The sequence below is a fragment of the Bradyrhizobium sp. th-b2 genome (genome assembly GCF_000426785.1).
Classification (GTDB): Bacteria; Pseudomonadota; Alphaproteobacteria; order Rhizobiales; family Xanthobacteraceae; genus Bradyrhizobium; species Bradyrhizobium septentrionale.
Genome location: NZ_AUGA01000001.1, coordinates 345,714 through 357,713 on the forward strand (window position 1 = coordinate 345,714; position 12,000 = coordinate 357,713).

Annotated in this window: 10 protein-coding genes; 8 read left to right on the forward strand and 2 right to left on the reverse strand. The window is 65.1% G+C overall.

Translation table 11 applies throughout. The features are described 5' to 3' along the window. Positions 1-3,852: a methionine synthase gene (gene metH, locus K359_RS0101695; protein WP_029077776.1), complete on the forward strand. Its 3,852-nt coding sequence runs from the start codon at positions 1-3 to the stop codon at positions 3,850-3,852. A gap of 166 nt (positions 3,853-4,018) precedes the next feature. Next, positions 4,019-4,678 carry a maleylacetoacetate isomerase gene (maiA, locus tag K359_RS0101700; RefSeq protein WP_029077777.1) on the forward strand — a complete coding sequence of 220 codons (660 nt, stop codon included), beginning with the start codon at positions 4,019-4,021 and terminating at the stop codon, positions 4,676-4,678. Between the two features lie 352 nt (positions 4,679-5,030). Here the strand turns inward: maiA and K359_RS0101705 are convergent, their stop codons facing one another. Next, a complete protein-coding gene (locus K359_RS0101705; protein WP_029077778.1) occupies positions 5,031-6,119 on the reverse strand; it encodes a Cj0069 family protein in 1,089 nt (362 codons plus the stop codon). A 342-nt stretch (positions 6,120-6,461) separates the two neighbouring features. On the opposite strand from K359_RS0101705, the gene K359_RS0101710 reads away from it, so the two are divergent. The 6 genes from K359_RS0101710 to K359_RS0101735 all read left to right on the forward strand — a co-directional run bounded on the left by K359_RS0101710 (position 6,462) and on the right by K359_RS0101735 (position 11,005). Then, the gene (locus K359_RS0101710; protein WP_029077779.1) at positions 6,462-7,280 is read left to right on the forward strand and encodes a sulfurtransferase/chromate resistance protein; all 819 of its coding nucleotides are present in this window, start codon (positions 6,462-6,464) and stop codon (positions 7,278-7,280) included. After that, complete coding sequence (gene chrA / locus K359_RS0101715) at positions 7,277-8,665, forward strand: chromate efflux transporter (RefSeq protein WP_029077780.1); 1,389 nt, start codon at positions 7,277-7,279, stop codon at positions 8,663-8,665. The genes K359_RS0101710 and chrA overlap by 4 nt, the downstream gene beginning before the upstream one ends. Before the next feature lie 58 nt (positions 8,666-8,723). Next, positions 8,724-8,957, forward strand: a complete 234-nt coding sequence (locus K359_RS0101720; RefSeq protein ID WP_029077781.1) for a hypothetical protein — start codon at positions 8,724-8,726, stop codon at positions 8,955-8,957. Between the two features lie 43 nt (positions 8,958-9,000). Then, the gene (locus K359_RS0101725) at positions 9,001-9,336 is read left to right on the forward strand and encodes a hypothetical protein (protein ID WP_029077782.1); all 336 of its coding nucleotides are present in this window, start codon (positions 9,001-9,003) and stop codon (positions 9,334-9,336) included. Positions 9,337-9,535: 199 nt separating this feature from the next. Then, on the forward strand, positions 9,536-10,132 hold the full coding sequence (locus K359_RS0101730) for a superoxide dismutase (protein WP_029077783.1): 597 nt from the start codon (positions 9,536-9,538) through the stop codon (positions 10,130-10,132). Positions 10,133-10,288: 156 nt separating this feature from the next. Then, positions 10,289-11,005 (forward strand): dihydrofolate reductase family protein, encoded by a 717-nt coding sequence (locus K359_RS0101735; RefSeq protein ID WP_029077784.1) that lies wholly within the window; start codon positions 10,289-10,291, stop codon positions 11,003-11,005. A 34-nt stretch (positions 11,006-11,039) separates the two neighbouring features. Here the strand turns inward: K359_RS0101735 and K359_RS0101740 are convergent, their stop codons facing one another. Then, positions 11,040-11,939 (reverse strand): LysR family transcriptional regulator, encoded by a 900-nt coding sequence (locus K359_RS0101740; protein WP_029077785.1) that lies wholly within the window; start codon positions 11,937-11,939, stop codon positions 11,040-11,042. Between the last annotated feature and the right edge of the window lie 61 nt (positions 11,940-12,000).

The window sequence follows — 12,000 nt, forward strand, 5'->3', positions numbered from 1 at the left end:
ATGTCCGTTCCCGTTTCTCCCAAGCGTAACGCATTGCTCGCTTCTGCCCGCGAGCGCATCCTGGTGCTCGACGGCGCCATGGGCACGATGATCCAGGGCCTGCAGTTCGATGAAGCCGCCTTCCGCGGTGCGCGCTTTGCGGACTTCCACCGCGACATCAAGGGCAACAATGATCTCCTGATCCTGACCCAGCCTGACGCGATCACGGACATCCACGCCGCCTATCTGCGCGCCGGTGCCGACATCGTCGCGACCAACACCTTCTCCTCGACCTCGATCGCGCAGGCCGACTACGACATGTCGGACCTCGCCTATGAGCTGAACCTGCAGGGCGCGCGGCTGGCGCGCACCGCAGCGGAGCGGGTGAGCGCCGAGGACGGCAAGCCGCGTTTTGTGGCCGGCGCGCTTGGCCCGACCAACCGCACCGCCTCGATCTCGCCTGACGTCTCCAATCCCGGCTATCGCGCGGTCACCTTCGACGATTTGCGCAAGGCCTACGGCGAACAGGCCAAGGGCCTGCTCGACGGCGGCGCCGACCTGCTGCTGGTCGAGACCATCTTCGATACGCTGAACGCCAAGGCGGCGCTGTATGCGATCTCCGAGATCATCGAGGAGCGCGGCATCGATGTGCCCGTGATGATTTCCGGCACCATCACCGACAAGTCCGGCCGCCTGCTCTCCGGGCAGTTGCCGGAGGCGTTCTGGCACTCGGTGCGGCACGCCCGGCCCGTGACGATCGGCTTCAACTGCGCGCTCGGCGCCGAGGATTTGCGCGCGCACATCGCCGACATCGGCCGCGTCGCCAACACGCTGGTTTGCGCCTATCCGAACGCCGGCCTGCCCAACGAGTTCGGCCAATATGACGAGACGCCGGACTACATGGCGCGGCTAATCGGCGAGTTCGCCGCCGCCGGCCTCGTCAACATCGTCGGCGGCTGCTGCGGCACCACGCCCGACCATATCGCCGCGATCGCCAGGGCTGTCGCCCCGCACAAGCCGCGCGTCGTGCCTGACATCGAGCCGCGGCTGAAGCTCTCCGGCCTCGAGCCGTTTACGCTGACCGACGCGATCCCATTCGTGAACGTCGGCGAGCGCACCAACGTCACCGGCTCGGCGCGCTTCCGCAAGCTGATCACCGCGGGCGACTACACCGCCGCGCTGCAGGTCGCGCGCGACCAGGTCGAGAACGGCGCCCAGGTCATCGACGTCAACATGGACGAGGGCCTGCTCGATTCGGAAGCGGCGATGGTGACATTCCTCAACCTCGTCGCCGCCGAGCCCGACATCGCGCGCGTGCCCGTGATGGTCGACTCCTCGAAATTCCACGTCATCGAGGCCGGCCTGAAGTGCATCCAGGGCAAGCCGATCGTGAACTCGATCTCGATGAAGGAAGGCGAGGAGAAATTCCTGCACGAGGCGACGATTGCAAAACGCCACGGTGCCGCCGTGGTGGTGATGGCGTTCGACGAGACCGGCCAGGCCGACACGTTCGCGCGCAAGACCGAGATCTGCAAGCGCGCCTACGACATCCTGGTCAACCGGCTCGACTTCCCGCCCGAGGACATCATCTTCGATCCGAATATTTTTGCGATCGCGACCGGCCTCGAGGAACACAACAATTACGGCGTCGACTTCATCGAGGCGACGCGCTGGATCCGCCAGAACCTGCCCGGTGCGCACATCTCCGGCGGCGTGTCGAACCTGTCGTTCTCGTTCCGCGGCAACGAGCCGGTGCGCGAGGCGATGCACTCGGTGTTCCTGTATTACGCGATCCATGCCGGCATGGACATGGGCATCGTCAATGCAGGGCAGATGATCGTCTATGACGACATCGACCCCGAGCTGCGCCAGACCTGCGAGGACGTCATCCTCAACCGTGATCCGGGTGCTTCCGAACGCTTGCTGGCGCTTGCCGAGAAATTCCGCGGCAAGGAGAAGCAGACCAAGGAGCAGGATCTCGCCTGGCGCGAATGGCCGGTCGAGAAGCGGCTGTCGCATGCCCTGGTGCACGGCATCACCGAGTTCATCGAGGCGGATACCGAGGCCGCCCGCCAGAACACCACCCGCCCGCTCGACGTGATCGAAGGCCCGCTGATGGCCGGCATGAACGTGGTCGGCGACCTGTTCGGCGACGGCAAGATGTTCCTGCCGCAGGTCGTGAAGTCGGCGCGCGTGATGAAGCAGGCGGTCGCCTATCTGATGCCGTTCATGGAGGAGGAGAAGGCGCGCAACCTCGCCAACGGCATCACCGGCGGCCGCAACGCCGCGGGCAAGATCGTGCTCGCGACCGTGAAGGGCGACGTCCACGACATCGGCAAGAACATCGTCGGCATTGTGCTCCAGTGCAACAATTTCGAGGTCATCGACCTCGGCGTCATGGTGCCCGCCAACAAGATCATCGAGACGGCGAAGGCCGAGGGCGCCGACATCATCGGCCTGTCCGGCCTGATCACGCCCTCGCTCGACGAGATGAGCTTCCTCGCCGGCGAACTGGAACGGCAGGGCATGAATCTGCCGCTCCTGATCGGCGGCGCCACCACGAGCCGGGTGCATACCGCTGTGAAGATCGACCCGAACTATCCGGGCGGCCCGGTCGTGCATGTCAACGACGCGAGCCGCGCCGTCGGCGTTGCCTCCTCGCTGTTGTCGGCCGAGAAGAAGCAGGCCTATGCCGCCGAGGTGCGCGCCGAATACGCCAAGATCTCGACGGCGCATTTCCGCGCCCAGGTCGACAAGAAGCGGCTGAAGCTTCCTGCTGCCCGCGCCAACAAGGTCGCGATCGATTTCGCCGCGGCGCCGCCGAGGAAGCCGACGTTCTTCGGGCTGAAGAGTTTTGATGCCTACGACCTCGCGGAGCTCGCCCAGTACATCGACTGGACGCCATTCTTCCAGACCTGGGAATTGACCGGCCGCTTCCCGGCGATCCTCGACGACCCCAAGGTCGGTGAGGTCGCCCGCTCGCTCTATGATGATGCGCGCACGATGCTCGACCGCATCATCGCGGAGAAGTGGTTCACCGCGCGCGCCACCATCGGCTTCTGGCCCGCGAATGCCGTCGGCGACGACGTCGAGGTCTATGCCGACGAGAGCCGAGCCGAGAAGATCGCGACCTTCCATACGCTGCGCCAGCAGCTCGAGAAGCGCGAGGGCCGCTTCAATGCCGCGCTGTCCGACTTCGTCGCGCCGAAGGACACTGGCGTAGCCGACTATATCGGCGGCTTCGTGGTCACCGCGGGCATCGGCGAGGATGCAGTCGCCGACCGCTTCAAGAACGCCAATGACGACTACTCCTCGATCCTGTGCAAGGCGCTGGCCGATCGGCTGGCCGAAGCCTTCGCCGAGCGCATGCACCAGCGCGTGCGCAAGGAGTTCTGGGGCTATGCGCCCGACGAGAGCTCGTCGCCGGACGAATTGATCCTCGAGAAATACGACGGTATCCGCCCCGCGCCGGGCTATCCGGCGCAGCCCGACCACACCGAGAAGCGGACGTTGTTCGCGCTGCTCCATGCCGAGACCACCGCCGGCGTGAAGTTGACCGAGAGCTTTGCGATGTGGCCGGGCTCGTCGGTCTCGGGCCTGTATTTCTCGCATCCCGACAGCTTCTATTTCGGCGTCGGCAAGATCGAGCGCGACCAGGTCGAGGACTATGCCGCGCGCAAGGCCATGACGGTCGCCGAGGTCGAGCGCTGGCTCGCGCCGGTGCTCAACTACATCCCGTCGCAGGACGCGAAGGGACAGGCGATCGCGCCCGCCGCGACGCCCGCCAATGACGAGGAGCTGGCCTCGCATCCGCAGGGCTGCACCTGCGCGGTGCACCTCGCCTGGCGGAAGAAGAAGGTCGGCGCGGGGTAGCTCTTCCTTCCCTTCTCCCCTTGTGGGAGAAGGTGGCGCGGACGCAGTCCGCGACGGATGAGGGGTCTCCATCCGCGGAGACAGACCCCTCACCCGTCCGCGATGCTTCGCATCGCGTCCACCCTCTCCCACAAGGGGAGAGGGGAAGAAACGCGGAGTATACTCCATGCAATTCTTCTCCTTCTGGCGGTCGCTGGCGAGCTTTCGGGTCCGGATCGCGCTCAATCTGAAGGGCGTGCCGGCCGAAATCGTGCTCGTCGACATCGATGCGGACGCGCATCGCGCCGATGCCTATCGCAAGATCAATCCGCAGATGGCGCTGCCGGCACTGGTGACGGACGACGGCACGGTGCTATTCCAGTCGCTCGCGATCATCGACTATCTCGACGAGACCTACCCAAGCCCGCCGCTGCTTCCTTCCGATCCGCTCGGCCGCGCCCGGGTGCGCGGTCTGGCGCTGATCGTCGCCTGCGAGGGCCATCCGCTGCTGACGCCGCGGGTGCGCCGCTATCTCGACCGCGAGCTCGATTTGCGCGACAGCCAGCAGAATGCCTGGCGACGGCACTGGACGGTCGAGACGCTGGCGGCGCTCGAGGGCCACCTCGCCGGCCACAAGGCAACCGGCCAGTTCTGCCACGGCGATGCGCCGGGCCTCGCCGACATCTGCCTGGTCGGTCACGTCACCGCGGCGATCAACCAGCAGATCAGCCTGTCGCCCTGGCCGACCGTGAAGCGCATCCACGAGACCGCAATGGCGCTGCCGGCATTCGCCAGCGCGCATCCGTCCGCGCAGTCGGACACGCCCGAGGCGATGCGGGCGAAGTAGTGGGCGAGTGGAAGCGCCGCGAAGCATAGGTAGAGGCGCAAATGTGCACGATCCTCGCCCCGCCGTCGTCCCGGCGAAGGCCGGGACCCATACGCCGCAGCGGGTGTTGTGGATGGGACTCGTCGTTCCAACGTCACGCAACAATAACCATTTGTGGTTATGGGTCCCGGCCTGCGCCGGGACGACACTGAATATGCGGCGCGGGTTGTGAGTCAAACCTCCGCGTTCTCGCGACATGAATCGTCCGAGCTTTGCTCTTCTTTCCGCCCTTGCTCTTGCAGAGGGCGCAGGGAAAGCCGGGTGCCGATCGGTACACCCCGGTTGCGTGGGGAAGGGAGCCCGAGACGCGCGCTCACCTCACGCTCCGACCAATGCGCTCGCTGACCGTTCGCGCGATCGCGGCCGGCGCCTCGTCGGGGATCGCGAAGCACGAGCTCGCGTTGATCTCGCAGAGCACGTAGGTGTCGGCGCCATCGGCATCGCGCGGACCATAGAGGAAGTCCGCATCCCAGATCACCGGCAGCGACGCCTCATCGATCACCAGCGTCGCCATCAACTGCGGGATCCAGTCGTCCTCCATCAGCCGTCGCAACGTCCTAAATTGCGGGGCATCGGGACCATGCATGATGCGCGGTCCGGGTTGCGCCTCGGGTGCGTCAGGGCCTTCCGGAGGCGGCGGGATCAAGGCCCTGATCAGCTGGTGCCCGAAGCCCGCGACCTTCGATCCGCTGACATAGCAACGGATCATGCCCTCGGGCAGCCGCGGCTGGAAAGCCTGATCGATGATGCAGCCGCCCCATCCGAAATACGGCTCGCAATGCGCGATGAAGGCGTCAAGCGGCATCTCCTCGGGCTGGCTGCCGCGCAGCGCGTGGAGCACGCGAACGGTCGCGTCCGCATTCGGCAACGCTTCCACCTTCCAGACGCCCTGCCCACCATTGCCGCGGTTCTGCTTGAGCACGCGTGGACCACCCGTGCGCAGGCGCGACGGGAATTCGGCGCGGAAAGCGTCGGCGGTGGCGTAGCGATGCGTGTCAGCGCCCCAGCCGAGATGACGGGTGCGGTAGAGCACCTCCTTGACGCCCATCTTGAGGATGACGTCCGGATGCGCGCTGACCCATGGATGTCTCATCGGACCTCTCATCGGATGTTTCGCCGCGACCTCGCGCAGCAGCGGATCGAGCGCCGCGCGCGTCTTTCCCTGATGGATCGGATCGACCCAGACGAGAACGCCGTCCATCGTCAGCAATTGGTCGCGGACGGCATCGGCGAAAGTTTCGTCATAGACGACGGGACAAGCCTCGATGCCGGAGGCTTCGAGCGCTTCGAAGGCGCGGACGAAACGGTTGTTGTGCGCCGTCGCGTCCTGCCGCGCCGCGGCATCGCCACGCCACAGGATCGCTATTCTGGAACGACGAGGTGTGTGCTGTTCGGTGTCCATATCAACGCTCCACGACGGGTTGGGTGTCGCGCAGAGCTTGGACCGAGGTCTCACGGGGAGTCTGCCTTTTCCCCGTAGGCAGGAATCTAGACGACCTTGCCCAGGTTTCAAGATGGAAGTGGAACCAATCCTGCTGAGCGGTTGAGAGCGAGATTCAGCACCGACACCGTTCCTGTCATAGACAGTGAACTTTTGGTGATCCGTTTCAATCGTTGATGATTCCGCTTCGCCAAGACCGTTGACAGCAACGGACATTCGTCTTTTATTGCAGCCACGGGGATGTGCGATCTCCCCGCGAGGCGACATGCCCAAGAATCGCGTCCTGTTCACCAAGGACGCACCATGTCGTCATACACATCGATCTCATCAGAGAAACTGTCTCGTCTTATCGGCACGGCCAAGGCCCCGGTGCTGGTCGACGTTCGCGTCGATGAGGATTTCACCGCCGATCCACAGCTGATCCCGGGCGCCATCAGGCACTCCCACCTCGACGTCCAGGACTGGGCTCCCCGCCTTTCCGGCCAGTCGGTGGTGGTCATCTGCCAGAAGGGGCAGAAGCTCAGCGAAGGCACCGCCGCCTGGCTGCGATGCGGCAACATTGCTGCCGAGGTTCTCGAGGGCGGCCATCTCGGCTGGAAAGCGGCGGAACTTCCCACCGTTCCCGCCGACAGGATTCCGAAACGCGACGGGCGCGGCCGCACCGTCTGGGTGACGCGATCACGGCCGAAGATCGACCGCATCGCCTGTCCGTGGCTGATACGCCGCTTTGTCGATCCCGCGGCCGTGTTCCTGTTCGTCGCATCAGCGGAGGTCGACGCTGTCGCCGAGCGCTTCGGGGCCACGCCTTTCGACATCGAGAACGTGTTCTGGAGCCATCGCGGCGACCTCTGCACCTTCGACGTCATGGTCAAGGAATTCGGTCTCGCGACGCCGGCGCTGGAGCGGCTCGCCACCATGGTGCGGGCGGCGGATACCGCGCGGCTCGATCTATCCCCGGAGGCACCCGGATTGCTCGCCGCCTCGCTCGGCCTGTCGCGCATGTTCGACGACGACCTCGAGCAGTTGAGCGCCGGCATGCTGCTCTACGACGCCTTCTATCGATGGTGCCGCGACGCGACCAGGGAAACGCACAACTGGCCGACCAGCAAGGTGAAGGCATGACCGACGTCGCGGCGAACCCGAAGGCGAGTCAGGAGTACGCCCACGGCATCTCGTTCAACGAGGCGCTGCTGGTGTGGATGCGCGTCGCGATCCTGAGCTTTGGCGGACCGGCCGGCCAGATCGCGGTGATGCACCGCATCCTGGTCGAGGAAAAGAACTGGATATCGGAGGGGCGTTTCCTGCACGCCCTCAACTACTGCATGCTGCTGCCGGGGCCGGAGGCGCAGCAGCTCGCGACCTATATCGGCTGGCTGCTGCACAGGACGCTCGGGGGCATCGTGGCAGGTGGGCTGTTCATCCTGCCCGGCATCTTCGCCATCATGGGCCTCAGCTATATCTATGCCGCTTACGGCAATGTCGGATTTGTCGAGGCGCTGTTCTTCGGCCTGAAGGCGGCGGTGCTTGCCATTGTCATCCAGGCTGTGGTGCGGGTCGGCAAGCGCGCGCTGCGCAACCGGGTGATGATCGCGCTCGCGGCGACGGCCTTTGTCGCGATCTTCTTCTTCGCGGTGCCGTTTCCGCTGATCATCCTGGCCGCTGCCGGCGTCGGGCTGATCGGGGCATGCCTGGGCCGCAGCGAATTTGCGGCGATCGAACATGGCGGCAAGAATTCCGCCGTGATCGACAGCATGCTTGGCGAGGCGGTTCCGGATCACGTCCGTCCCAACGCGTCGCGCGCGCTGCGGGTCGGCGCGGTCTGGCTCGCGCTCTGGCTGGTGCCGGTGTTCACCCTGCTCATCGCGCTCGGGCCCGGCGACGTGTTCAGCCAGATCGCGATCTTCTTCAGCAAGATGGCGATGGTGACGTTCGGCGGCGCCTATGCCGTGCTCGCCTATGTCGCGCAGCAGGCCGCGGAATATTACCACTGGGTCAGCCCGCGCGAGATGCTGGACGGGCTCGGCATGGCCGAGACCACGCCCGGACCGCTGATCATGGTGGTTCAGTTCGTGGGCTTCATGGCGGCGTTCCGCGAGGCCAGCGGGCTGCCGCCGATGCTCGCCGCCACGCTCGGCGGCCTGCTCGCGACATGGGTGACCTTCACGCCGTGCTTCCTGTGGATCTTCGTCGGCGCGCCCTACATCGAAGCGCTGCGCGGCAACAAGGTGCTGGCGGGTGCGCTTTCGGCGATCACCGCCGCCGTGGTCGGCGTGATCCTCAATCTTTCGATCTGGTTCGCGCTGCACACGCTGTTCCGGCAGACCTTCCCGGTGCACGGACTCGGCCTGTCGTTCGACGCGCCGGTGCCAAGCAGTATCGACTGGCCGGCGCTGGCGCTGTCGGTGGCCGCTGCGATTGCGATCTTCCGCTTCAATGTGGGGATGCTCACGGTCCTGGCCGCGTCCTGCAGCGCGGGCGTGCTGCTGCGCCTGGCGGGCATCATCTGAGGTGAGCGGCACGCATCACAAGAACCTGGGGCAGCACAATACAACCGGGAGAACAAACATGCAGAAAGCAAAGCTCCCTCACCTGATCCTTGCGCTCGCGATCGCGGGCGCCGCCATGCCAGCCCATGCCCTGACGCAGGACGAGCTCGTCGCAAAACTTCAGGCCGCCGGCTATGCCGAGATCAGCGACGTCAAATCGACGGCCGAAGGCTTGACGGCGAAAGCGATGAAGAACGGCAAGCCCGTGAGGCTCGTGATCGACAGCAGCGGTCAGGTCAAGGAGCAGAACTGAGACCTCGGCGAAACACCGAAATCGAAGCGAACGAGGAACGATCATGACCAAATCAACTTTGGCATTGTGTGCTGTCATACTTTGGCCTGCGATGGCTCTCGCGGCACCAACCGACGTCAGCGAAAAGCAGCAAGCCGTCGTCACATCGGCCGAGGCGGCAGCCATCCATCCGCCGTCGACCCAGACCCTGCGCGGCGTCGTCGACAGCATCGACGAACGCAACGATACGATCAGGATACGTCTGTCATTGGACCGGACAGAGCCGTTCAAGGTTCAGGATGGCCTGCTGTTCAACGCGGTCCGCTTCGGCGATCCCGTCACATTCTCGGTGCAGGATATCTCGGGATTTCGGACCATCGTCGGGCTCACGAAGGAATAGCGCGCGTGCCTGACGCATCGAACTTTTTCGCCTTTGATCCAAGCGTACCGGCATTGCTCAACATCAGGAGGAGCCGATGACCATCGACACAGAGCGCCGCAACTTCATCACCGCGGCCGGCGTAGCCACAGCATCGGCAGTCGTGCTGGGTAGCAACCGCGCCGCTGCCGAAACCAACCAGCAGACAGGAGCCAGGGCCATGTCCTATCAGGCAAAACCGATGTCGTTCGATCCAAAGTCGATCAGCGGCATCTCCGAGAAGATCCTCGTCAGTCACTACGAGAACAATTACGTCGGCGCGGTGAAGCGGCTCAACGCCATCGGCACGCAGCTTGCCGAACTCGACTTCGCCAAGGCGCCGAACTTTGTGATCAACGGCCTGAAGCGCGAGGAGTTGATCGCAGCGAACTCGATGATCCTGCATGAAGTCTATTTCGACGGGCTCGGCGGCGCGGGCAAGCCGGGCGGAGCGCTCGCCGAGGCGATCACGCGCGACTTCGGCAGCATGGAGCGCTGGCGCACCGAATTCGCCGCGATGGGCAAGGCGGAAGGTGGCGGTTCGGGTTGGGTGATCCTCGCCTACTCGCCCCGCGACAAGCGGCTGGTCAATCAATGGGCCGCGGATCATACGACGACGCTTGCCGGCGGTCGTCCGGTCCTGGTGCTCGATATGTATGAGCACGCCTATCACATGGACTTCGGCGCCGCCGCGGCCCGCTATGTCGACATCTACATGGAGGCCATTCGCTGGGACAATGCAGCCAGGCTTTACGAGCAATACGCGAAGGAGACGTGAGGAGAGACGTGGAGCGGCGCGGCTGGTTCCATTCGGCGGGCATGTGACCAAACACTGCCGCGTTATCGGCATTGAGAATGTGCTTCGGCCACTCTAGATCAGAGGTTGCCCCTCCCCCGGCGCAGTCACTGCGCCGCTCCACCGAAGAGTTAGCCTATGCGACCCCACATCATCTGCCACATGGGCACGTCGATCGACGGCCGGCTTCATCCCAGCCGCTTCACCAAACCCGCCGCCGGCATCCCGGCCGACGTGCTGCGCTCCCATTACGAACGGATCCATGACGAATTCAACGCCGACGGATGGATCATCGGCCGCGTCACCATGAACGAGATGGCCAAGGGATCGGAGCGGCACATCGCCAATGCACCGAAAGTGCCGCGCGAACCGCATCTCGGCAATCGCAATGGCCGCAAGCTCGCGATCGGCATCGATCCGGCGGGCCGCGTGCATTTCGGCAAGGACAATGTCGGCGGCGATCACGCCGTCGCGGTACTCGGCGAGCAGGTCTCCGATGCCCATCTCGCCGAGCTGCACGAGGACGGCGCGTCCTATCTCTTTGCCGGCGCAAAGGGCGATGACCTGGCGAGCGCGATGGCGCAGCTTGCGTCGCTGTTCGGCGCCAAAACGCTGCTGCTCGAAGGCGGCGGCGGGATCAACGGCGCCTTCCTCAAGCACGGGCTGATCGACGAGTTCAGCACGCTGATCCATCCGGCGGTCGACGGCGTCGCCGGATCGCAAAGCATCGTCGACTATCACGGCCCCGAAGGCGACCGCCCCGGCGCCGGGCAATCGCTGCGGCTCACCCATTGCGAGACGCTGGAGGGCGGCATGGTCTGGCTGCGGCATGCGGTGGAGCGCGTGCCGGGTTGAGCGCCGGCCTGCCGCAAGCGCGACGAGGCGGATGTCAAATGCCGGCGGTGGCGGCGATGATGGTGTCTCGCAGCCAGCGGTGCGCCGGCAGATCGTCGAAGCGGCGGTGCCAGCTCATGACGCTCTGCAGCTTCGGTGCGTCGAACGGCAATTCGCGCATCTCGATCGGATAGGCGCGGCGGAATTCGAGCGCGAGCTTCCGCCCCAGGATCGCGACCATATTCGATTGCACCAGGACCGCGCCGGCGGACAGATAGGGGATGTCTGCGGCAATGGTCCGCTCGGCCTTGCGGGCCTGCAGCCAGGCGTCGACGAAGTCCAGATTCTCGCCGCTTGAGGTGATCGCAAGATGAGGCAGTCCGGCCAGCAGCTCGGCGGTCAGCTTCTTGCGCAGGGACGGATGCCCGGCCCTCAGCACCGCGACGAAGCGATCCTCGATCAAGAGCTGCGAGGCAAAGCGCTCGTTCTCGAGGGCGCGCGCAGAGATCGCGAGATCGAGCTCGCCGCGGTCGAGCCGGTCGGCAAGGTTCAAGGTGCCGCTCGGCAGCAGCGTCAGCCGCACCTTCGGCGCCTGCGCCCGCGCAGCCGCGAGGATCAGGCCGACCGCGACCACCGCGGCATAATTGTTCACCGCGATGGTGAAGCGCCGGTTGGCCTGCGCCGGATCGAACTGATCGCCCTCGACCGCGAGCTGCAGCTCGTTGAGCGCCTTGCGGATCGGCAGCGCCAGCGCCTCCGCCCGCGGCGTCGGCAGCATGCCGGATGGCGTGCGGACGAACAGTCCGTCCTTGAGCGCGTGGCGCAGCCGGTTCAGCGCGTGGCTGACCGCCGGCTGGCTGATCGCAAGCGCGTTGGCTGCGCGTATCACGCTGCGTTCGCGCATCACCGCGTCGAACACCAGGAGCAAATTGAGGTCGAGATTGCGCAGCCGCATATACCCATCATGCACGATATGAATTAGCGGATAAAGACAATTCATTTGAATAATATCGCGG